Raw genomic sequence first — 22,908 nt, forward strand, 5'->3', positions numbered from 1 at the left:
CAACCCGACTGTACGAACGAAAGAAGGGGTCGAAATGATCGACTACTTGAATCCTCCTGACCTGGGTAATTTCAGCTCGCAGGGACTGTCGTCCGGTACCGCGACCGACGTGTTGGTCTATGCCGCCGGACTCGCGCTCGATCCCGAGACGATGGCGCGGCGCAAGGACACCGAATCGATCGCCGACGAGACCAGGATCTGCCTCGAGAATGTCGCCAGGATCTTGGAGGACGCAGGCCTTACGCTCCGAGACGTCGTCAAGACCACCTGTTACCTGCGAGACGAAGCGTACCGATTCGAGTTCCTCGATGCATACAAGGACGCGTTCGGAAAGGGACCATATCCGGCACGCTCCACGTTTGTTCTCGGTATCGCCTCGGACCTGCGAGTTCAGATCGAAGCCGTGGCGGTACGTGCCGACGCCAGCTGAGTCGGTACCGAAGATCGACGACACCCCGGTGTCCAGGACGGTGACCGGCGCCCATGGACATACAACTCTGTTGCAGTCGCAGAAGGAGGAACCAACGATGATCGACCCGCAACCTTTCATGGACATCATGGCGTGTGTATCTGGTCCAGCGACGCGGTACGGTCGACGAGCTCGTCCACCGCCAACGCTCAGCTCCTGGCCATGAGGCCCCGCACCGCACTTCGGCCGAGTTCGATGAAAAAGGGGGGCGTCGAGTAGATGCTCAGACCAACTGACGGGACTCGGCGCGGGCAGGCGTGATGATGTAGTCATCGAGGTTCGGAGCTTCAGTGAGCGCCCGGTAGTCCACACCGCGCCAGGGGAGTGCACTGATCACACGGCCGCGGGCATTCCGGTACCAGTTGGTGGTTCCCGGATGAGTCCATACCAGAGTCTCGTGCTCGGCATCCACCCGGTTGTTGTAATCCTCGAAGACGTCCCGCTTGACCTCGATGGCGGCGATGTCGTTCTCGATCATCTTTATGAGTGCACCGAGCGCGTAGGCGATCGCGCACTCAGAGATGTAGATGGCGCTTCCACCGTGGGCGGGAGTGGTCTGCGGGCCGCCGATCACGAAGAAGTTGGGGAAGTTCGGCACGGTCACACCGACGTAGGCGCTCGCGTCGTCCTCACCCCAGGCATCACGGATCGTCGAGCCGTCGCGACCGATAACATTCAGCGAAGCAAGCATCTTGCGGACTTGGAAGCCGGTGGCGTACACGACAATGTCGGCTTCGTGCGCCATACCGTCGGAATCGATCACGTGATGCGTGTCCAGCCTCGTGATCGCCTTGGCAACCAGTGAGACATCGTCGCGGCGAATGGTGTCGATCCACTCGTTGTCCATGAGGATTCGCTTGCTGTAGGGCGGATAGGCTGGGATGACATCGTGAGCCATCGTCTCGGCGTCCTGGCCGAGCTGGTCCAGCATCGCTTTCGTGAGGAAGCGGCGGTGCTTGTCGTTCTGTGCGTTCACAGAACGCTCTGGGTGCTCCCATAACGGATCGCGCTTGAGGGTGGCGAGCAACTTGTCCTGGAACTGCCAGATCAGGCGCAGGCGGTAGAAGGCTGCGTAGAAGGGAACTTGAGTCATCAGAAGGTTCACACCCTCGGACACGGCACGTAAGTAGTTGGCATTCGGCACCAGCCACTGCGGTGTGCGTTGGAAAATGGTCGTGTGCTCGCTGCGGTCGGCAATTGCCGGAACGATTTGCATGGCGGTGGCACCCGTGCCGATGATGGCTACTTTCCGTCCGTCCAACTCGGCTGATAGATCCCAGCGTGCCGAATGGAACTGCTTGCCCGCGAAGATGTCCGATCCGGGTAGGTCGGGCACTGACGGCTCCGTCAGGGTTCCGACGCAGGTCAATACCGCACGGGCAGAGAACGTGGATGTGCCCTCGGACGGATGGTCGACTTCGACGTCCCAGACATCCAGGTCGGAATTCCACCGCAATTCCTTGACGGTGGTGTTGAAGCGGACGTGGTCGCGGACGCCGTACTCGTCGGCGATTTCGGATAGGTAGGAGTGCACCTCGGGCTGTTTGGCGTAGTAGCGGGACCAGTTGTGAGGAGCGAACGAGAAGGAGTAAAGATGCGCAGGTGTATCCACCCCGGCGCCCGGATACACGTTGTCGCGCCACACACCACCGAGATCCGACTCGCGCTCCACGATGGTGAACGGGATGCCCAGACGCAGTAACTGCACGCCAGCGGCAATGCCGGACGCCCCCGCCCCAACGACCAGAATTCGCATGTCATCTGCCGCGGCAGGCCGAGACGCGCTCCACGCCAGAGCCTCTCGCGGTCGAAAGTTGCCTTCCTCCGACATCAGCTTGCCGTACTCGGTCGGCACCTCTTCGCCGAGTGATGCGCTGAGCATCTCGACGAGACGATCATCGGAAGGCGGCGGTGGCACGGTGGCCTCGCCGTCGCGGATCGCGCGGACGGCGTCAATGACCGCCTTTCGGATCGTCGACTGGTCTTCGTCACTCAATCCGCCGGTGTCGTTGTCGTCGAGCGCAATTGTTCGAGATGGTGCATACCGACCGGTTAGCCAACTCGCATCACCGGTCAGCTGTGTCAGTACGAGCTGCAGCGTCGGGATGTTCCCGGCCTCGACGGCGGCCGTCAGCTCGTCGTCGGAGGCGATTGGCGACCATGTGTCGCCCGTGAGGTGATTCATGGGCTTCTCCTGAGAGGTAATCGCCTAGAGCGGCGCGAACGTTATGCACGATACCGCATGGTATGAACAGCCGCAATAAGACCACTGTAGATACTTTGCGGCGCGCCTCAAGCCACATACCAAACAGAATGTTCATGCGTGATGCCCTCATCGTCGAAAGTTGTAGCGGGTGAGACGTTCGGGCAGGCCCGATCGGGGCTGGTCGTCTGGATTGGGGGTTGACTGCGGCATGGCCCGAGGGTTGACTGTGGCGGAGGCCGCAAATAGTTTTCTCGGCATTCACATACCGTTTGGTTCGTCCGAAGTGCGGAAGATAGTACGCCCGGACCGTCAGAGAGGCATGACCATGGAATTCGGAATATTTATGCCCAGCGCTCGGAATGGTTACCTCATCTCCGAGACCGCGCCACAGTACTCGCCGCACTACAACCACATGCGCGAGATCGTTCAAGCGGGCGAAGAGAATGGATTCTCCTTCGCGCTGTCGCTGTCAGCTCTGCGCGGACATGGTGGCACCACGAGATTTTGGGACGATGCCCTGGAGTCGATGACTCAGATGGCGGCCCTCGCACGCGACACCACCGACATGCGCCTGATCGGGTCGGTCAACATTCTTGCGGTTCACCCGGCCATCGCCGCACGCATGGCGATGACCATCGACCAGATCTCGGAGGGCCGGTTCTCGCTGAACATCGTGCCAGGTGGCTGGCACCCGCGTGAGCTCGAGACCATGAAGGTGTGGCCGGGCTACGAGTACAACAACTACCGATGGCAGTACGCCGGCGAGTACTGCCAGGTCATCCGCGACCTGTGGGAGAACGGCGTCTCGAATTTCGAGGGTGAGCATTTCCAGTACGAGGATCTGCGGATGGGGCCGAAACCGGAACGGCACATCAACATCGTTTGTGCGGGCGCTTCCGACGACGCGATCAAGTTCACCACCAAATATGCCGACTATTCGTTCCGGCTCGCCTGGGGCGGCAAGGATGCGCTCAAGGGCGTCGTGGACAAGTTCAATGCGCAGATGGATGAAGCCGGCCGGACTATCCGTCCGTATGTTGCCCTCGGCGTCGTCGTCGCAGACACCGACGAAGAGGCGGCAGCCAAGCTGCAGAACTACGTCGATCACGCCGACGATCAAGCAATCGAATACATGATGACCGGAGCGGTAACCGACTCCGCAAAGGGCGGCACCTCGGAGATCCTGGCCAGTATGGACCGCAAGGGCGCGGTCCAGATGTCCACCGATTTCATTACTGGTTCGCCCGAAAGTGTTGCGCGTCAGCTCGATGAGTGGGCTGAGATCGACGTCGCCGGCTACATGCTCGTCCTGACCGACTATGTCGAGGACATCAAGCGTCTGGGAGCCGAGGTGTTCCCGCTCATGAAGAACTTCACCGCCAAGAAGGCAGTCGCGCAGGCCCTGCAGGCCTGACTGCCGGCTGAGCACAGACCAGGAGCCAACACATGACTACAAGTCTCATTCCCGACGATCTGAGCAGGGGAATAGCGCTCGCTGAGCAGATGGTGATCGGTGGAGAGCGTGTAGCGGCGGTCTCCGGCGCTACTCTCGATGTGGAAGATCCAGCTACCGGCACAGTGATCGCGCAGGTGCCCGCCGCCGGCGAAGTGGACGTGGACCGAGCAGTAGCAGCTGCAAAAGCCGCGTTCGCCGCATGGAGGTCCTGCAGCCCGGCTGAGCGGAGCCGGTTGATGAATCGGCTCGCCGATCTGGTGGAGGAGCACGCGGACGAGCTTGCCCGTCTGGATTCCCTCGATGCGGGCATGCCATTCGTGGAGGCTCGGTACGTCGACATCGCATTCTCAATCGAGATCCTGCGCTACTACGCAGGCTGGCCGACCAAGATCACGGGCGACACGATCCCCGTGTCTTTCCCTCGGAACTTCGGTGGCCCTTATCACGCCTACACATTGAGAGAGCCTCTCGGCGTCGTCGCAGCTATCACTCCGTGGAATATTCCTTTGATGATGCTGGTCAAGAAGTTGGCTCCGGCACTGGCCACGGGTTGCACGATGGTGGCGAAACCGGCCGAGCAGACCCCACTTTCGGCGGCCTTTCTTGCTGATCTGGTGCAGCAGGCGGGTATTCCGGATGGGGTCTTCAATGTGGTGAGCGGCCTGGGCGAGACTGTGGGGGTCGCGCTGACTAATCATCCCGATGTCGCCAAGGTGACTTTCACCGGTTCTGTACCGACAGGCAAGGCCATCATCAAGGCGGCCGCGAACGACCTCAAACGGGTCTCGCTCGAGCTCGGCGGCAAGTCGCCGCACATTATCTTCGCAGATGCGAACTTGGACAAGGCTATCGCTACCGCGGCGCTGGCGATCTTCGCAGGCGCGGGCGAGAGCTGCATCGCCGGGTCACGTCTGTACGTTGAGCGGGCCGTCTACCAGGCGGTCGTCGACGGCGTGGCCGCACGTGCACGGGAGATCCGGCTGGGACATGGGTCGGCGACGGGCACTGAGATGGGGCCTTTGGTATCGGCCGAGCATCGCGACAAGGTCCTCTCCTTCATCGAGCTCGGTCGTCAGGAGGGTGTCGAGGTCGTTGCTGGTGGAAAGGCATGGGGCGAGGAAGGATACTTCGTGGAGCCAACGGTACTGACCGGTGTATCGCGCAATTCGAAGATCGCCCGTGAAGAGATCTTCGGTCCTGTCGTCTCGATCGTTCCGTTCGACACAGAAGAAGAAGTACTGGAGCTGGCCAACGACAGTGACTACGGCCTCGGCGCCGGCGTGTGGACACAGCACCTGGGTCGCGCACATCGGATGGCCGCGGGGATCGAGTCAGGTCAGGTGTGGGTCAACTGTTACCAGGCCGTCGATCCGGCATTGCCCTTCGGCGGAACGAAGCAGTCCGGCTGGGGACGTGAGACCTGCAAGGAGAGTCTGGACGAGTACCTGGAGAGCAAGACCGTGGTGGTCGAGCTGTCGTGACGGGCGCGATGTGGCAGGGGCGCCCGTACCCGGTAGGGCCGGGCGTCCTTGCCGAAGGTCCGGACCGCCGACTATGTGGACCCGTTCCGCCTCGGCAGGAGAGTTGAACTGACATGAAAACGAACACTTTTGACTATGTTGTGGTCGGCGGCGGTACAGCAGGTTGCATCGTCGCCGCCCGGCTCAGCGAGGAGCCGAGTGTCTCTGTTCTGCTCCTCGAGGCGGGTGGCGATGAGCGTCGCCCGGAGGTGCAGACCCCGGAGATGTGGCCCGCGACGCTCGGGTCCGATCTCGACTGGGCGTTCCAGACTGTGCCGCAGCAGAAATTGGGGCGAGCGGTACCAGTTCCGCGTGGTCGAGTGCTCGGCGGGTCGGGATCGATCAACGTAATGGCGCATCTGCGCGGCCACCGACTCGACTACGACGACTGGGCCGCCCGTGGCGCCGACGGATGGTCGTACGAGGACGTTCTGCCGTTCCACATGAAGTCCGAGGACGTGCCAAGCGGTGACCCGTCGGTGCGGGGGCGGGGAGGACCGCTGGAGCCGGCGGCGATCGCCGATCCGCACCCGCTGTCACTGGCTCATGTAGAAGCGGCGCGACGCGCCGGTTACGTGATCGCCGCCGAGCTCAATGACGGTGAACTGCGTGGAGCCGCGTGCCACGACCTGTTGATCAGCGCGGATCACCAGCGGCAGAGCGCAGCGAGCGCTTACCTGCGCCCAGCCGCCGATCGTCCCAACCTGACGATCGTCACCCGGGCCACTGTGACCGGCCTGCTGATCATTGGCGGACGGTGCCAGGGTGTGAATTATGTGGCGGACGACCGAAGTGAGAGTGTCTCTGCGAATGTGGAGACTGTGCTTTGCGCCGGTGCGGTGGGCACTACCCGACTGCTGCTCGCTTCGGGCATCGGTCCTGCCGATGAGTTGACACCACTCGGGGTGAGCCCTGTTGTGGATTCGACAGAGGTGGGCAAGAATCTGCAGGACCACGTTTTGCTGGCCGGGGTGCGTGTACGTGTGGACAAGGAGTTGCCGCCGCCGAGCGGAAACTTCGCCGAGGCAACGCTGTTCACCACGCTGGACGGCTCGCCCGGCCGCCCCGACCTCCAGATCTGCAATATCCAAGTCGACTATCACACGTCGGTTCAGGATCCGGCGGGTGCGGCGTTCACCATGGGCATCGGGCACATGCGCCCCGCCTCACGCGGCACGATTCGACTGGCCTCGGCCGATCCGGCGGCCGCCCCACTGATAGATCCGGCCTATCTGACCGAGAAGGCGGACGTCGATGCGCTCATCACGGGTGTCGAGGTAGTCGCCAAGCTCGCCGACACGGGTGCGTTCGACGAGTGGGGTGGACGTTGTGACCACACGGATCTGTTGAAACTTGATCGCCGGGACCTCGAGCGGGCGATTGCCGACGGCGTCAGTAGTTTCTTCCATCTGTCGGGAACCTGCCGGATGGGTTCTGATGACGACGCAGTTGTGGATCCGAGCCTGCGGGTGCGGGGAGTCGAGAAGCTGAGGGTGGCGGATGCGTCGGTGATGCCGTCGATAGTGTCCTGCAACACGAATGCGGCGACTGTCATGATTGCCGAGAAGGCTGCGGCATTGCTGCTCGACAGGGACTGCACCGTTGCGGCGGAGAATGTTTCGTGAAGTCGGAGTAGAGGATCAAGAGCCACAGGCACTGGTATCGGTGCAGTGGAATCTGTATGATTATGTGCGTACCGACTAGTCGGTACCGAGGTTGCAAGGAGACCACATGCACACAGGCTTGACGCTCGTGTTTCAGAACCTGGATCGTCAGATCTCAGATCGTGACGCATTCCGTGCCGAGGCGGACCTCGCGTTGCGTGCGGAGTCAGTCGGTTTCGACTCGGTGTGGACGCCGGAGCACCATTTCACCTCGTACGGGATGACCCCCGACGTGCCTCAGTTCCTGTCCTGGCTGGCGGGCAAGACCACGGAGATTCGATTAGGCACCATGGTGCAGGTGCTGCCCTGGCAGGATCCGGTCCGGACCGCCGAAAATTTCGTGTTGCTCGATCACCTCTCTGAGGGCCGTGGCATCCTCGGCATCGGGCGCGGGCTCGGACGTGTCGAGTTCGACGGATTCCGATTGGACATGGGTCAGTCGCGCAAGCTCTTCTCCGAGTACTCCGAGGCCATCCTGACGGGTTTGGAATCGGGTGTGATGGAGCACGATGGGGAGTTGTACCGACAGCCGGCGATGAACATTCGTCCCGAGCCCTACGCCAGCTATCGCGGACGCACCTTCGCCTCGGCGGTGTCACCGCAGTCCATCGACTTGATGGCAGGTTTGGGGGTGGGCTTGATGGTGATCGCGCAGAAGCCCTGGGATAAAGCCGAGCAGGACATGCGGGAGTACCGCGATCACTATCGCAATGTCAACGGCGAGGAGGCGCCGAAGCCGGTGCTGTGCATCTTCACCGGGGTCGGCGAGACGGAGGCGGAAGCCCAGCACATGCGCGATGTCTACCTGCGTCGCTATGCAGAGTCGACCGTCGAGCATTATGAATTCGACAACGTGGGTTTCGCGCAGATAGAGGGTTACGAGTACTACGCCGGTCTGGCACGGAACATCGAAAAGCACGGACTCGACGGTTTCTGCGACTTCCTGGCCGATCTGCAGGTGTGGGGTACCCCGGATCAGGTGGTGGACCGCATACTCGAGTACGTCGAGCGCCTCGACGCCGGAGGCGTACTGCTGGCCCCCTCGTTCGGCGGCATGCTCCCGCACGCGGCGGCCCGCAATTTCGACCTGATCGCCAACGAGGTGCTGCCGCGGCTCGAGGCTCACAACGTGGGCGGAGATCTTGGCGTACTCCACGGCGCGCCTGTGAGCGTGTAGTCGGCAGGCTACCGGGCCGTCTCGCCGGCCAGGGGGAATCCCTTCAATTCAAGACAGACACAAGAAGATACGAGGAAGTCACAATGACAACCACAGAGTTCACACTCGGCACAGCGGCTGCCAACATCATCAACGGTAAATTCGTCACCGGCTCGGGCAGTGATCCCATCGAAGTGTTCAACCCGGCCAGCGGCAAGCTGCTGCAGAATCTGCAGCCGGCGAGCATCGACGATGCGGACGCCGCTGTCACCGCTGCCGCCAGCGCCTATCCCGCGTGGAGTGGACTGTCGCTCACTCATCGCGTTGAGTACCTGCGCAAGATGCGTTTCCAGTTGGAGCGCAACGTCGAGGTGATCGCCGCGGCGATCACTGCAGACCACGGCAAGACGCTGGCCGAGGCACGTGGCGAGGTGGCTCGCGCGATGGACTTCCTGGACACGGCCATCGCCGCGCCGATGCTGTACCACTCGGACTCGATCAACGTGTCGAACGGCCTCGATGCCCGCCGGGTGCGTGAGTCGCTCGGCGTCTGCCTGGCAGTGACCCCGTCCAATTTCCCGGTGATGAACACCACCCAGTTCTCCGGTTGGGCCCTGGTCACCGGCAACACTCTGATCATCAAGGCGTCCGAGGCCGACCCGATCGCGTCGACCACCGTGATCGGCATCCTGCAGCAGGCAGGCCTGCCGGCCGGTGTGCTCAATTTGATCCACGGTCGCGCTGATGTGGTTCAGCACCTCATCGCGCACCCTGAGGTCAAGGCCGTTTCCTGCATTACCTCATCTCCGACGGCGAAGGCGATCTACGCCGCCGCTGCGGCGGCCGGTAAGCGTGTGCAGGCCAACGGCGGCGCCAAGAACCCGATCGTCGTGGCCGACGACGCGGACCTCGATGTCGCCACAGCAGGCATCGTCTCGTCCGCCTACGGCATGGCCGGACAGCGTTGCCTCGCCGGCACTCGGTTGATCGTTCTGGACAGCGTCTGGGATGCACTGCTTTCGAAGCTGACAACGGCGATCGACGAGATCGTCACCGGCGACGGCACGGTCGAGGGGGTCACCATGGGCCCTGTCGTAAACAGGGCCAGCTACGACCGCATACTGAGCGTGCTGGGTCAGGCAGAGGAGGCCGGTGCCGAGTTCATCCGTGACGGACGCAAGGTACAGCCGAAGGGCGGCCCGCAGACGGCGGACGGATACTTCATCGGACCGACCCTGGTCGCCGGCCTGGAGCCGGCAGGCAAGCTGGAAAGCCAGGAACTTTTCGGTCCGGTGGTGGCAGTGCTCCGTGTCGCCACTCTGGACGAGGCCATCGCACTGTCGAACAACACCGAGTTCGGAAACGCCGCCTCGATCTTTACCACGTCCGGCGCCAATGCGGCAGCCTACGAGCGCGGCGTGCGTTCAGGCAATGTCGGGGTCAACGCCTTCCCTGCCCCCCCGGCAAACGTGACGATGGGCGGCTACGGAACCTCGTTCTACGGAGACTCGCACGTCTGCGGCGCTGCCCCGCTGGACTTCTTCACAGATCAGAAACTAGTCGTGACGCGCTGGTAAGCGGTCCGACTGCTTCCGTCCACGGTCGAAAGGAAATGTGAAGTTCATGAACTCAGCGGTTGTCGTCGAGGCAGTTCGGTCGCCCATGGGGCGTGCCCGTAAAGACGGCGCCCTCGCCGGCGTGCACCCGGTCGACCTGCTTGCGCAGGTCGTCGCGGGGCTGATTGCGCGGTCCGGCGTCGACCCAGGAACGGTGGACGACGTCATCGTCGGGTGCGTCTCACAATCCTCGGAGCAGTCCAACACGGTCGGTCGCATGGCTTGGCTGGCAGCAGGATTCCCTGAGCACGTCCCATCGGTGACCGTGGAGCGTAAGTGTGGCTCCGGCCAGCAGGCCATCCACTTTGCGGTCCAAGGGGTGATGTCCGGGCAGTACGACCTGGTGATCGCCGCCGGTGTGGAATCCATGAGCCGGGTCCCGATGGGGTCAAACCGCCAAGGTGCGGACATCTTTGGCCAGGCCGTGGCCGACCGTTATGCGCCGGGGCTGATCCCCCAAGGCGTGGCTGCCGAGCTGATTGCAGACAAGTGGGGCCTGGATCGCGCCGCGCTGGACGAGTTCGCAGTGCGTTCACACAAGCTTGCGGGGGATGCTGCCGCAGCCGGCGCCTTTCAGCGTGAGATTGTTCCGATCGCCACCCCGGACGGCGGTGTCTTCGATCGTGACGAGACCATCCGCAGCGGTACCAGCGTGGAACGAATCGGTGCGCTGCCGAACGTCTTTCGCACGGACGAGTATGCGAGCCGGTTCCCGGAGATCGAATGGCGGGTATCCTCCGCGTCATCCTCGCAATTGACCGACGGCGCCTCCGCAGTGCTCATCGCGAGCGAGGAGATGGCAAAGAAGCTGGGGCTGCGTCTGCGCGGCCGCGTCCGCGGCATGTCGGTCTGCGGCGACGACCCGGTGCTGATGCTCACCGCACCCATCCCGGCCACCCGTAAGGTGCTGGCGCGGACGGGGCTGAGCATCGGCGAGATCGATCACTTCGAGGTGAACGAGGCGTTCGCTCCGGTGCCGCTGGCGTGGGCCGCCGAGGTAGGAGCCGATCCGGACCGGCTCAACCCGCGCGGTGGAGCAATTGCGCTGGGACATCCGCTGGGTGCCACCGGCGCCCGCTTGTTCACAACGATGCTGCACGCCCTCGAAGACAGCGGCGGGCGGTTGGGCCTGCAGACCGTGTGTGAGGCCGGTGGTCAAGCGAACGCGCTGATTCTCGAGCGGCTGGGATCCTGAGCCAGCCGCTGATCGACAACGCACTGGTCCGTCCGGCCGAAATCCGGTTATTCACATTCCTCTGCACAGCTCACCCAGGAGGCCAAGATGAGCGAGAAGATCCACTTGGACGACGTCGATCGTGCCATCGCCGATATCGCGGCGGGTCGACCGGTAGTGGTCGTCGACGATGAGAACCGCGAAAACGAGGGAGACATCATCTTCGCCGCGGAAAAGGCAACGCCTGAGCTCATGGCGTTCACGATCCGCTACTCCAGCGGTGTCATCTGCGTGCCGATGCCCGGTACCCTGCTGGACACTCTGGATATCGGCCCCATGACATCGAACAATCAGGACCCGAAGGGCACCGCCTTCGCTGTATCGGTGGACGCTGCCACGGGCGTGAGTACCGGCATCTCCGCGGCCGACCGCGCACACACGGCTCGTCTCCTTGCCAACCCCAGCACACAACCTCATCAGCTGACCCGTCCCGGACACGTCTTTCCGCTGCGCTATCGCGAGGGCGGCGTCCTGGCCCGGCGCGGACACACCGAGGCCGGCGTCGATCTGGCGCGGGCCGCCGGCCTGGCTCCGGTAGGCGTGCTGGTCGAGGTGGTCAACGACGACGGCACCATGAAGCGCGCGCCGGAGCTGCGGACATTCGCCGATGAGCACGGATTGGCCATGATCTCGATCGATGATCTCGCGCGGTGGCGGGAAGGGCATGAGTCATTGGTCCAGCGGGGCGCTGTCACTCGAATGCCCACATCGCAGGGTGAGTACACTGCCTTCGCTTACCGGTCCAGCATCGATGGGGTCGAGCACGTAACTCTGGTGGCCGGCGACATCACCACTGATGAGCCGGTGCTTACTCGTGTGCACTCGGAATGCCTCACCGGCGATGTGTTCGGATCTCGGCGGTGCGACTGCGGCCCCCAGCTCGAGGAGTCGCTGCGCCGAATCACCCGCGAAGGGCGGGGAGTGGTGGTCTACCTCCGAGGACACGAAGGCCGCGGCATCGGCCTCGGCGCCAAGTTGTCGGCTTACGGATTGCAGGACAGCGGTCGGGACACCGTCGACGCCAATCTCGACCTCGGGCTTCCGGTTGATTCCCGTGACTACAACATCGCCGCGCAGATCCTGCGCGACCTGGGAGTGACGTCAGTGCTCGCCCTGACGAACAATCCGGCCAAGGTGGAGGGCCTGAAAGACGGGGGAGTGAACGTGGCAAGCCGCATCCCGCTGTACATCCCGCCGAATGGTCACAACATCGGCTATCTGCGTACCAAGCGCGACCGGATGGGGCACGCGCTGCCCCATGTAGATGCTCGACGTTCATTGGCCAGCATCGAGAACCTGAACGAATCGGACGAATCGATCAGGCCGGCCTGGTTCAGCTAGGGTGCTTCCCTGAACCGAATCCACGAAAACTGGGTAGGGGTCCGGCATACCACGGCGTCGGCCGATCGAGACACGAGGATCCCGTACGGGGTTTCTGTTGTGCACACAGAAAAGGTGTACTGCGGCAATCAGTTACTAAGAAGGCGGTTCTTCGTCGACGCTCGTGCGAAGGATTTCAGCGGCCGTCATCGCGCTGGGCCACCCAGCATAGAACGCCAGATGAGTAACAACCTCCACAAGTTCTTCGCTCGTGATGCCGTGCTCCATCGCCGTGCGCAGATGGAACTGCAGTTGATCGGGACGGTTGAGCGCGATCAGCGCCGCGACCGTAATCAGGCTTCGGTCCCGCCGGGTCAACTCCGGACGGTTCCAGATGTCACCGAAAAGTGTTTCGTCGGTGAGCTGTACCAGTTTCGGCGCGAACGAGCCGAACATTTTCCTTGCGGCGCCGGGAACAGCGAACATGATCTTTCCTTCGAGTTCTCAGGGTCTGGGATCGGTGCATCACCACGCCGGCACGTCGGCATCCCACGGGTGGGAGCATCTTTTGCCGGAGGGTTGCGAATCGTGACGGCGCAATCGGTCGGCGGCAGATACGGCGCCGATGATGCCTGCGTCACCTGGGATCGAGCAGCAAAGACGTTCTCAGAGAGCTCTCTTCGCGCTGGAGCCAGCCGCTCACTGTGTCGTCGAGTCTGTCGAGTTCGGAGTCCACCACATAGAGGCTCCGAGTAGGCACGACGGCGCCGAGCTCGACCAAGAGGGGACGAAGGTGGACCTCGCCTGCCATAGCATGATGTGGTGCGCCGCCCACCATGACAGGAACCGCGACCACGCCGCTGAGCGTCTCCGAAGAAAGCCGATCGACGAACACCTTGAGAATGCCGGTGTACGTTGCCTTGTAGGTCGGTGAGGTCATGATCAGCACGTCAGTGTTGCTGAGCACGTCTATATCCCGCTCCACATCGGCCGCATCAGGATCTAGAAGGGCCCGCCCGTGTTCGGCCAGATCCACGACAGGTCCGACACAGCCGTCGACTGCGGCGGCGACGCGGCGAGCGACTTCCATTGCGACGCTCGCGGTGCGCGACGCCAGTCGTGGATTGCCGATGAGAACGCCGACGACGGGATTGCGATGCTTCATGATTTCCTCCTTGTTCTCGCCTCCACCACCACTTCAACGAGGTGGCCTTCGCTCGGGTTGACCGCTCCGCTCGTGAACTCTTCCGCAATGAACTTCCGAACCCTCGCTGCGAAGGCCATCGAACTCGGATACGGCGGCGGGAACGAGTCGCGCTTTGTCCATCGATCAAGTCCTTTCGCGCCGTAGACATGAATGTCCACACGTCCGTATCGACGAACCGTATCAAGATACCAAGTAGTATGCAACACTACGCTGACCTGGTAAAACATGCCCAAATTAGGTCTTGCCGGACAGTCCGACTGGTATTAATGTGACTCATGTCAGTGACGCAACGAGAGGATCGCAGATGGTTGGACTATGGTTCGACGACGCAGAGATCGGGATGACCTTCGAAACGGCAGGGCGGACGGTCACCGAGGCGGATGTCGTGAACTTCTGTGGGGTCTCGGGCGATTTTCACGAGTTGCACACCGACGCGGAGGCGATGTCGAACAACGCGTTCGGCGGGCGCATCGCGCACGGGGCTTTGATCTTGTCGATGGTGACAGGGCTGCGCGGCCGCTTGGGAATCTTTGACGACACGTTGATTGCCTTTGCTGAGATACGCTCCTGGCGTCTGCTCGAGCCGGTGAAGATCGGCGACACGATCCGCGTGCGCAACGAGATAGTCGAACTGCGGGAAACCTCGAAGCCCGACCGCGGCGTCATGGTGCAGGCGGTTGAGGTGCGTACTCAGCGCGGCAACGTAGTTCAGGCCGGCGAGATGGTCACGCTCATGAAGCGGAAGGTGGCTTGATGAGGATTCGGTGCGCAGATCAGGCATTGAAGCAGGCGCTGGCGCGGGCGTTGCCAGATGAGGACGAACCCCAGAACGGGCTGGTCTTCGTCGTTCGAGAGGGCTTCGCCGACTGGCAAGCAACCGAGGACGAGCTGGCCGAGGCCTTCACGCTGACCAAAGAGGCCGTGGTGGCCAACGGCCCGGTGGTGTACGTGGTAACGACGGCAAATCTGCTCGGCCGTGGTGAGCCGCTGGACGCCGCGGTCGCAGACGGACTTCTCGCCGGCGCGCGCGGTGTCGCCTTCGAGCGCAAGAAGTATTCGGGATACGCCTCGATTGTTGCCGCGGAAGCATGCACATCGCCGGAATCCGTGGCCCTCGCGGTGGACGCGCTGCTTGCTACGAGGGGTTCGAACGGACAGCCGTTCGTCCTCGGCGACGAGCACCTAGGAGCTGCACTGCCATGACCATTGCAATCGTTACTGGCGCTGCCCGTGGAATCGGGTTTCGGATCGCCAGCCGCCTCGCCGAGGACGGCCACCACCCTGTGTTGGTCGATCTGGATCCCTCTGTCACCGAGGCAGCCGAGGAACTGGGCGGCATTGGGCTACAAGCAGATATCGCCTCCTCCGAGGGGCGCGCCGACGTGGCCTCCTCGGTTCGCGCCGCCCAAAAGGAGGCCGGTCGCCTCGCGGTGCTGGTGAACAATGCCGGAATCACTCGCGACGCACAGATCAAAAACATGGCGGAAGTGGACTTTCGGCTTGTGACGCGGGTCAACCTGGGTTCGATGTACGGTCTGATCACTGAGTTGGCTGACGAGATCGTCGACGGCGGTGCGGTGATCAATGTGAGTTCCCGGGCCCAACTGGGCAACTTCGGGCAGTTCAACTATGCGGTCTCCAAGGGCGGCGTCATCGGTTTGACGCGTGCGCTGGCGCTGCGGCACGCGCCGCGTCTGCGGATGAACGTGGTAGGACCGGGATTCATTTCGACGGTGATGACCGATGCCATGCCGGAGTCGGTCCGTGAGAAGATCATTTCGGCAGTACCGATGGACCGCGCTGGTCAGCCCGACGACATCGCCGAGGCGGCTGCGTGGCTGGCGTCGGACCGGTCTGGGTATATCACCGGCCAGGTCGTTTACTGCTGTGGTGGCCGCTCCTACGCGTGAAATGCGGTGGCGGGGCCACGAGGTCGCACGCCGCGTCGCACGCAGGGTCGTACGCAGGGTCGTACGCAGGGTAGTCGCATGTCGCGAGGCGCCCACTCGGTGGGGTGGCCCATCTCCGTACAGATGTGACGCTGAAAAGCGAAGCACTTTGCAATACCAACTAGTCGGTACCGCGACCGAACGTCGCGATTGAAAATCCTGGAGTGACGATGAAACTCGATATTCTGCATGCCCTGACGAACCGGGCGGGAGACAAAAGCTGGCATGAGGTCATGGAAGTCACTCGCCGCCACGCAATTCTGGCTGACAAACTCGGTTACGACCGCATTTGGTTCGGTGAGCATCACTTCGACACCGACGGTACCGATGCCCTGCCGAACCCATTGATGATGGCCACAGATCTGGCTGCCAGGACTAGCAACATTCGGTTCGGTATGGCGGCGGTCTCGCTGACCCTATGGCATCCCATCCGCGTGGCCGAGGACATCGCCTTGCTGGACCACTACTCCAGCGGTCGGCTGGACGTCGCCTTCGGTCGAGGCATCCTGCCGATCGAGGTCATGAACCTGAACGCAGCCGCCAGTCGATGGGACGGCTCGGACAGCAGCTACGAGATCTTCGACGAGAATTACGAAATCGTCACCCGGCTCTGGACCGAGGACCAGTTCAGTCACGTCGGCAAGCGCTACACCTTCCCCGAGCCGGGCACGAAGTTCATCGCCGCGCCCGGTGCCAAGACGCCTGAGGGCTGGGTCGGCGAGGACGGCTACCTCCAAACCTTCGGGATCACCCCGCGGCCATTCCAGCAGCCAATGCCTCCACTGTTCGCAGTCACCGAGTCGGTCGAGGGGTTCACGCGCGCCGCCCACCGCGGCACGACGCCGATCACGTGGTACCCGACCGGTCAGGTTCTGCACAACCTGCTCGAGCTGTACCAGAACGAGCGCGAGAAGGCTGACGGTGTCAAGCCGAAGTACGGCGCCGACGTGGCTGTCTTGCGCTTGGCTTACGTGGCAGAAACCGACGAGGAGGCGCGCCGCATCTGCGAGAAGGGCGTCACCGACTTTTTCACGTTCCTGTGCCGGGTTCGCGGGCTCGGCGTCTTCCTGGACGCGCACGAGGATCCCAACGATCCGCAGTTCGCGAACATCGAGGATCCCTGGCAATTCCTGATGGACCGCGATCACCTGTTCATCGGCTCGGTGGAGTCGGTGCGTGAGCGGATGGTCCGCATGACGAAGTCGCACGGCATCCAGAACTGGTTACTCCAAATGGGCACTCCCGGAGTCGACCACGACGCCGTCGATTCATCGATGAAGCTCTTCGCCGAGCACATTGCCCCGGTCCTGCGGGCCATGGGCAACGACTGACCCCGGATCAAGAAACAGAGAGTAGGAATCAACATGACGCAGTACATCAATCCCAATGACGGCCTCTACCCGAAGTTCGGCATGAACCCCGGAGTCGCCACCCGCGACTTCGTGTTCGCCGGTGGCATGGCCCTCGACCTCGACACCCTGCAGCGCAAGGCCGAGGCGGACACCATCGCCAACGAGACCAAAATCGCGCTACAGGAGATCAAGGTGATCCTGGCAGAGGCTGGCTGCACTCTCGAGGACGTCGTGAAGACGACCTGCTACCTTTCGGACGATTCGTATCGGAAGGAGTTCTGGCAGGCCTACACCGACGAGTTCGGGGAGGGCCCGTACCCGGCCCGCACCACCGTCGTGGTGGGTATAGCCGGCGACTGCCGAGTCGAGATCGATACGATCGCCCGTCGCCGGCAGGCATAGGAATCGCGCAATGCTCACTCGCACGTTCAACGATTGGCACACCCACGTCTTCGAGCCCTGTCATTGCGGCCCGGTCTGGACTCAACGTGGCATCGAGCTCGTCGGTAAGCCGGCATTCGGCGAGGCCGATCTGGCCGAGCACACTCGCGTTATGAATGCGAGCGGTGTCGATAGATTCTTGGTGCTGGGTCTGCAAATCGACAGGATGGGGATGGACGTCCCCAACGAGTACATCGGCGGGTACCTCGAGGCCAATCGGGACAGGGCGATTGGAGTGGGTAGTGTCGATCCGACGCGTCCCGGCGCGGCCGATCAGTTGCGCCGGGACGTCAAGGAGTGGGGATTGAGCGGAGTGAAACTCTCGCCCCCGTACCAAGGTTTCCACCCACATTGCGACGAGGCTTACGAGGTGTACCGGGCCGCCGCCGACCTCGGAATCTTCCTGATGTTTCACCAAGCCAGCGTCTTCGCCCCTGATGGTTGCCTCGAGTACGCCTATCCGGCGATGCTTGACCGCATCGCCCGCGAGTTCCGCGATACAAATATGCTCCTCGCGCATTTCGGCAAGCCGTGGATGAACGAGTGTGTCGAGCTGATGATGAAGAATCCCAACGTCTTTGCCGACGTTTCCACCCTCCCCGTCAAACCCTGGCAAATGTACAACGGTTTGCGTCTGGCGGTCGAGGGCCACGTGACCGACCGGCTTGTGTTCGGATCGGATTTCCCCTCCTTCGATCCCAAGCAGTCCGCTGAGGACTTCCTGTCAATCAGCGAGCTGGAAATGCCCTTACCGATCGACCGCGAGGTTGTCGAAGACATTCTCTTCAACCGCCCGTTCGACATGATCCTGCAGAAGTGACCTCACCCAGCCAGCTGGCGAAGGTAGAGCTTTGAGTAGTTCGACCAATCGCTGAGATTTGTTGGAATACAGCACAAAGCGAATCCGTTGGCAGCAACCTCTTCTTGGAGATGACCATGAGCACAACCCCGGCGACTGCACCGTCGCACGATGCGACGGTTGCCGACACCGCCATCAGAACCCAGCGCCGACGGGTGTACGTCGCCAGCGCGGTCGGCAGCATCATCGAGTACTTCGACTTTCTCATCTACGCGACAGCGGCGACGTTGGTGTTCCCGCAGGTGTTCTTTCCGGAGTCCACGGCAGCGGTGGGTCTGATCGCCTCCTTCGGCACCCTGGCCGTCGGCTATCTCGCTCGCCCGCTGGGCGGCGTGTTCTTCGGCCATCTAGGTGACCGCGTGGGCCGAAAATCGGTGCTGCTGTGGACACTCACCATCATGGGTGTGGCGACAATGCTCATCGGCCTGCTGCCCAGCTACGCCCACATCGGCGTGCTGGCTCCCACCTTGCTGGTGTTGCTGCGCCTCGTACAGGGATTCGCAGTCGGTGGGGAATGGGGTGGCGCATCCTTGATGGCTGTGGAGCACGCGGACGAAAAAAAGCGGGGACTCTTCGGAAGCGCCACCCAATTGGGTGCCGCAGGTGGGTTGTTGCTGTCCTTTGTCGCCTTCTCGCTCGTCACCAACCTTCTCGACGATCACCTATACACGTGGGGTTGGCGTCTGCCCTTCCTCGCCACAATTGTGATGGTGGCGGTCGGCGCATATATCCGCTTGGGGATCGACGAGAGCCCCATTCACAAAGCAGAGCTGGAAAAGCGTGAAGACGGCAGCGTGAACGCCGAGGTAGCGCGCTGGCCGATCCTGCAGGTCCTTCACGAGCGCCCGGGGCGAGTGTTGCTGGGAATCTTCACCTACGCAGGCCCATTCATGGCCTACTCCGTTGCCACCACAATGCTGGTGAGCTACGCATCGAGTCCGGATCAGGCCGCCGCGCACGGGTTCGACGCTGTGGGCAAGGGCTCGCTGATGAACGCGATGATGATCGGAACCGCCGGCATGCTCATCACGGCTCCGTTCTTCGCCCATCTATCGGACAAGATTGGCCGGCGTCCCGTTTTCGTCACCTCGGCATTGCTGACCGTGATTCACGTCTTTGCAATGTTCCCCCTGGTCACCTCCGGGCACTTCGGACTGGCGGTGCTGTCCTACTTCATCAGCATGACGATTCTGAACGCCTCGACCATGGCACTGGTTCCTGCGCTGCTCGCCGAACTGTTTCCCACCAAGACCAGGTACACCGGTGTGTCGCTGACATACCAGATCGGCAGCACCTTGGGTGGTGGACTCGGCCCAATGATCGCGGCGACCCTCATCGTCCCGAGCGGGCCCGGTGCGGTCGCGGTCTCGGCGATGATTGCCGGGCTCTGTGTCGTCGCCGCGATCTGCGGGACAGTGCTCGGTGACACACGGAAGGTCGACCTGCGGAACGCGTGAGTTCGCAAAGGTGTGCGAGCCGCGGCACATGAACGAAGAACGCCCATTTTTCAATCGAGAGAAGGAAACCGGATCATGATCGAGTATTACAACCCAGAGTCGGTCGGCGATTTCACCGCTGCGGGATTGTCCTCGGGCACTGGCACGGACACCCTTGTGTGGGCGCCGGGTCTTGCCATCGACCCCAACACGCTGCAGCGCCGCGCTGACGCCGTCACCATTGCCGACGAGGTCAAGGTGTGCTTCGACAATATCGAAGCTGTCCTTGCCGAAGCGGGGCTGACGCTTGACGACATCGTCAAGACCACCTGCTACATCCAGGACGAGGAGCACCGAATGGAGTTCATCGGTGCATACAAAGCGGCCTTCGGTGACGGTCCGTACCCGGCGCGGAACACGTTCGCCCTGGGTGTCGCATCCGACTGCCGTGTGCAGATCGAAGCGATCGCAGTCCGCCCCGCCGGCCGATGAGCACCGTGATGGGTGAGGACTACGAGCGTATCCGACTGGATCGCCACGAGAACGGCGTACGGGTCCTCACTCTCACCGACCCGGACAAGCGCAATGCCATCGGGCCGAAGATGCGTCTCGAACTGCTGGCGGCGGCGGCCGAGTTGATCGCTGACCGCGATGCCCGGGTGCTGGTGGTGACCGGGGAGGGCAGCGCCTACTGCGCCGGAGCGGACCTCAACGCCATCTTCGCCGAGACCGGCGATCCTGCAACAGTGCGCGAGAACGAGCTGTCGTACTACGAGAGCTTCCTCTGGCTTCGCGACCTGAAGATCCCGACGATCGCCGCAGTCAACGGCCACGCGATCGGCGCCGGGATGAACCTGGCGCTTGTCTGCGATGTGGTGGTCACCGGTCCAAAGGCAAAGTTCGGCGCCACCTTCTCCAAAATCGGGCTACACCCCGGTGGCGGCTTCACCTACTTCCTCACCCAGCGCTTAGGTCGCGGACTCGCGCTGCGCACGATCCTTCGCGGCGACGTCATCTCCGGACAAGCCGCAGCCCAGATGGGACTCGCGGACGTGTTCTCCGAGGATCCGTTGGCGGAGGCGCTGGAGACCGCGTCGGCCACGGCGAACTTGGAGCCGAGACTGATCACTGATATCAAGCACGCGGTTTCGTTGGCCGAGACCAGCGGATTCGAGGCGACCGTCGGGTACGAGTCCTGGGCTCAGGCGGCGAGCGCGTACTACCCCGGTGTGCTGGACTCCATTCGCGCCGCCGGCCGTTCCACCGATTCCCCCGTTCGTACGAGGAGCTAGAAATGATCGACCATTCAACGTTCAAAGAGATCATGGCATGTGCGCCGGGCCCCGCGACCGTGGTTACCGCTACGGGCAAGGACGGACGACACCAGGGGCTGACCATGTCGGCTGTGTGTTCGGTGTCGTTGGCTCCGCCGCTGGTGCTGGCCTGTCTGGACCACGGCTCGAACACCTTGCACGCGGTCCGGGAGTCCGGCTCGTTCACCGTAAATTACATCGCGCGGGGGCATGAGAACGTCGCGCTCGGCTTCGCCGTGAAGTCGGACTCGAAGTTTGATGGGGTCAAGTTCCACATTCACGACGAAAGGCTGGGTGGACCAGTCCTCGGGGATCACACCGCGGCATATGCAGTGTGCCGGGTGGAGCAGCTTGTGGAGTCGGGCGACCACACTATCGTCATCGGCGCCGTCGAGTACGGGGAAGTTCGGGAGGAGCATCACGCACTCGCATACGCGCGGCGTGAGTTCTTCACCGCGAGTGCGCGGTCAGCGTAGGGGTCTTCATTGTCTCCGCTATGACTTCAATCCGGATCGGCCGGACGTTCCCAGGCTCTCGCTGGGTAGCAGCCTGCCGACATCGGTCGCCCGTTCATCGGCAGGCCGCTACCCCCGTCCATGTTTGCGGGGCGGTACAAACTCGCATGCCAACCGGTACGGATGTATATTGACACTGCGTGTGCAGGAGCTGCCATGCGCCGGGCGTGCCGTAGCATTGCGCGCACCCGCTTCACGCTGATGTTCGGGGGGTGCATTTGGGTGATGCTTGGTGAGCTGAACAGCTAGGGAGGAAGTTTCGTGGCGAGGCCGAGAGTTTCAAGTGGCAAGACGAGCGGCCGTAAAGCCCGTGACCCCGAGGGAGCTCGGCGTGCACTACTCGAGAACGCGGTTGAGCTTTTCGAGCGGAAAGGGTATGCAGCCACGTCGGTCCAGAGCATAGCCGACGCCGCCGAGCTGACCAAAGGCGCGTTCTATCATCATTTCGAGAGTAAAGAAGATCTGCTGTACCGCGTACACGACGAGTTCATCAACTATCAGCTCGGGCGCGCGCGCAGTGTCATGGCGGACAAGGAGCAGGGTCCGGATCATATTCTCCGGCGACTGATCACCGAAGCGTTACTCGAACCGATGTCGATATACAAGGCGGAGATCACGGTGTTCATGCAGGAACGGAAGTTCCTGCCCACAGACGTCTTCGCCGAGATCCAGCAGAAGCGAGACGAGTTCGAGCGCTTCTTCGTCGATGTGATCGAGCGCGGTATGCAGGAGGGTGTGTTCCGCAAGATGGGCCCGGCACGACTTGTGGCATTCGGGATCATCGGTATGGGGGCGTGGACACACGTCTGGCTCGACCTGAAGGGCTCGATAACGCCGCGCGAAATCGGTGAAATCTACGCAGACATTCTCATCGACGGGTTGATCGAGCGACCAACCGACGTCTGAGCTGCTCGCTGTTGGTCAGCCCAATTGCATACCGACCGGTGCGTATAAAACTAAGGTCAATTGGTGCGCACTCTCTTCGTGTTGGAATCGACGCTCCGTTCACGGGCGAGCTTCCATACCTGAACCTGGTGTTCGACCTTGACTTGCGCTCGCAACGTGCTGACGAAGTTGCAACAGCATAGGAGAGTTGAACTCGCCGTCACCAGGCTGTACAACGATACGTTGTACAGTGGGCACGTTTCGTGAAGAGGTGGCGCATGATGGCACGGCCGACTTCTCTCGGATCGGC

At 62.3% G+C, this 22,908-nt stretch carries 22 protein-coding genes; 19 read left to right on the forward strand and 3 right to left on the reverse strand.

Annotated features, from left to right (window positions below; translation table 11 throughout):
- Window positions 1-34 precede the first annotated feature (34 nt).
- On the forward strand, window positions 35-430 hold the full coding sequence (locus ACH49N_RS03020) for a RidA family protein (RefSeq protein ID WP_358270152.1): 396 nt from the start codon (window positions 35-37) through the stop codon (window positions 428-430).
- 262 nt (window positions 431-692) lie between these two features.
- On the opposite strand, the gene ACH49N_RS03025 is transcribed toward ACH49N_RS03020, so the two are convergent.
- Window positions 693-2,654 (reverse strand): NAD(P)/FAD-dependent oxidoreductase, encoded by a 1,962-nt coding sequence (locus ACH49N_RS03025; RefSeq protein ID WP_358270150.1) that lies wholly within the window; start codon window positions 2,652-2,654, stop codon window positions 693-695.
- A 340-nt stretch (window positions 2,655-2,994) separates the two neighbouring features.
- Between ACH49N_RS03025 and ACH49N_RS03030 the strand changes: the two genes are divergently transcribed.
- From ACH49N_RS03030 to ACH49N_RS03060, 7 genes are all read left to right on the forward strand, one after another.
- Window positions 2,995-4,089: an LLM class flavin-dependent oxidoreductase gene (locus ACH49N_RS03030; RefSeq protein WP_358270148.1), complete on the forward strand. Its 1,095-nt coding sequence runs from the start codon at window positions 2,995-2,997 to the stop codon at window positions 4,087-4,089.
- Between the two features lie 89 nt (window positions 4,090-4,178).
- Window positions 4,179-5,612, forward strand: coding sequence for an aldehyde dehydrogenase family protein (locus ACH49N_RS03035; protein ID WP_397504383.1), 1,434 nt, complete (start codon window positions 4,179-4,181; stop codon window positions 5,610-5,612).
- A 113-nt stretch (window positions 5,613-5,725) separates the two neighbouring features.
- Complete coding sequence (locus ACH49N_RS03040; protein WP_358270144.1) at window positions 5,726-7,276, forward strand: GMC family oxidoreductase N-terminal domain-containing protein; 1,551 nt, start codon at window positions 5,726-5,728, stop codon at window positions 7,274-7,276.
- Between the two features lie 106 nt (window positions 7,277-7,382).
- Window positions 7,383-8,492, forward strand: a complete 1,110-nt coding sequence (locus ACH49N_RS03045; RefSeq protein ID WP_358270142.1) for an LLM class flavin-dependent oxidoreductase — start codon at window positions 7,383-7,385, stop codon at window positions 8,490-8,492.
- An 83-nt stretch (window positions 8,493-8,575) separates the two neighbouring features.
- Window positions 8,576-10,048, forward strand: coding sequence for an aldehyde dehydrogenase family protein (locus tag ACH49N_RS03050; RefSeq protein WP_358270141.1), 1,473 nt, complete (start codon window positions 8,576-8,578; stop codon window positions 10,046-10,048).
- Between the two features lie 46 nt (window positions 10,049-10,094).
- Complete coding sequence (locus tag ACH49N_RS03055; protein WP_358270140.1) at window positions 10,095-11,282, forward strand: acetyl-CoA C-acyltransferase; 1,188 nt, start codon at window positions 10,095-10,097, stop codon at window positions 11,280-11,282.
- A gap of 87 nt (window positions 11,283-11,369) precedes the next feature.
- Window positions 11,370-12,662, forward strand: a complete 1,293-nt coding sequence (locus ACH49N_RS03060; protein WP_358270138.1) for a bifunctional 3,4-dihydroxy-2-butanone-4-phosphate synthase/GTP cyclohydrolase II — start codon at window positions 11,370-11,372, stop codon at window positions 12,660-12,662.
- A gap of 135 nt (window positions 12,663-12,797) precedes the next feature.
- On the opposite strand, the gene ACH49N_RS03065 is transcribed toward ACH49N_RS03060, so the two are convergent.
- Both ACH49N_RS03065 and ACH49N_RS03070 read right to left on the reverse strand, forming a co-directional pair.
- A complete protein-coding gene (locus tag ACH49N_RS03065) occupies window positions 12,798-13,127 on the reverse strand; it encodes a carboxymuconolactone decarboxylase family protein (RefSeq protein ID WP_358270136.1) in 330 nt (109 codons plus the stop codon).
- Between the two features lie 151 nt (window positions 13,128-13,278).
- Window positions 13,279-13,806, reverse strand: coding sequence for an NAD(P)H-dependent oxidoreductase (locus ACH49N_RS03070; RefSeq protein WP_358270135.1), 528 nt, complete (start codon window positions 13,804-13,806; stop codon window positions 13,279-13,281).
- 382 nt (window positions 13,807-14,188) lie between these two features.
- On the opposite strand from ACH49N_RS03070, the gene ACH49N_RS03075 reads away from it, so the two are divergent.
- From ACH49N_RS03075 to ACH49N_RS03125, 11 genes are all read left to right on the forward strand, one after another.
- A complete protein-coding gene (locus ACH49N_RS03075; protein WP_358270133.1) occupies window positions 14,189-14,602 on the forward strand; it encodes a MaoC/PaaZ C-terminal domain-containing protein in 414 nt (137 codons plus the stop codon).
- The gene (locus tag ACH49N_RS03080) at window positions 14,602-15,051 is read left to right on the forward strand and encodes a hypothetical protein (protein WP_358270131.1); all 450 of its coding nucleotides are present in this window, start codon (window positions 14,602-14,604) and stop codon (window positions 15,049-15,051) included. The genes ACH49N_RS03075 and ACH49N_RS03080 overlap by 1 nt, the downstream gene beginning before the upstream one ends.
- A complete protein-coding gene (locus ACH49N_RS03085; RefSeq protein WP_358270130.1) occupies window positions 15,048-15,758 on the forward strand; it encodes an SDR family oxidoreductase in 711 nt (236 codons plus the stop codon). The genes ACH49N_RS03080 and ACH49N_RS03085 overlap by 4 nt, the downstream gene beginning before the upstream one ends.
- Before the next feature lie 209 nt (window positions 15,759-15,967).
- Complete coding sequence (locus ACH49N_RS03090; protein ID WP_358270128.1) at window positions 15,968-17,128, forward strand: LLM class flavin-dependent oxidoreductase; 1,161 nt, start codon at window positions 15,968-15,970, stop codon at window positions 17,126-17,128.
- A gap of 33 nt (window positions 17,129-17,161) precedes the next feature.
- Window positions 17,162-17,551: a RidA family protein gene (locus ACH49N_RS03095; protein WP_358270126.1), complete on the forward strand. Its 390-nt coding sequence runs from the start codon at window positions 17,162-17,164 to the stop codon at window positions 17,549-17,551.
- A 10-nt stretch (window positions 17,552-17,561) separates the two neighbouring features.
- A complete protein-coding gene (locus tag ACH49N_RS03100; RefSeq protein WP_358270124.1) occupies window positions 17,562-18,410 on the forward strand; it encodes an amidohydrolase family protein in 849 nt (282 codons plus the stop codon).
- Window positions 18,411-18,526: 116 nt separating this feature from the next.
- A complete protein-coding gene (locus tag ACH49N_RS03105) occupies window positions 18,527-19,906 on the forward strand; it encodes an MFS transporter (protein WP_358270122.1) in 1,380 nt (459 codons plus the stop codon).
- Between the two features lie 75 nt (window positions 19,907-19,981).
- Complete coding sequence (locus ACH49N_RS03110; RefSeq protein WP_358270121.1) at window positions 19,982-20,377, forward strand: RidA family protein; 396 nt, start codon at window positions 19,982-19,984, stop codon at window positions 20,375-20,377.
- A gap of 8 nt (window positions 20,378-20,385) precedes the next feature.
- Window positions 20,386-21,177 (forward strand): enoyl-CoA hydratase-related protein, encoded by a 792-nt coding sequence (locus ACH49N_RS03115; protein ID WP_358270119.1) that lies wholly within the window; start codon window positions 20,386-20,388, stop codon window positions 21,175-21,177.
- Window positions 21,178-21,179: 2 nt separating this feature from the next.
- On the forward strand, window positions 21,180-21,674 hold the full coding sequence (locus ACH49N_RS03120) for a flavin reductase family protein (RefSeq protein WP_358270117.1): 495 nt from the start codon (window positions 21,180-21,182) through the stop codon (window positions 21,672-21,674).
- Between the two features lie 300 nt (window positions 21,675-21,974).
- The gene (locus tag ACH49N_RS03125; RefSeq protein ID WP_358270115.1) at window positions 21,975-22,619 is read left to right on the forward strand and encodes a TetR/AcrR family transcriptional regulator; all 645 of its coding nucleotides are present in this window, start codon (window positions 21,975-21,977) and stop codon (window positions 22,617-22,619) included.
- Window positions 22,620-22,908 lie beyond the last annotated feature (289 nt).

The organism is Rhodococcus sp. NPDC019647 (genome assembly GCF_044389235.1).
In the GTDB taxonomy this organism is placed as follows: Bacteria; Actinomycetota; Actinomycetes; order Mycobacteriales; family Mycobacteriaceae; genus Rhodococcus_F; species Rhodococcus_F oxybenzonivorans.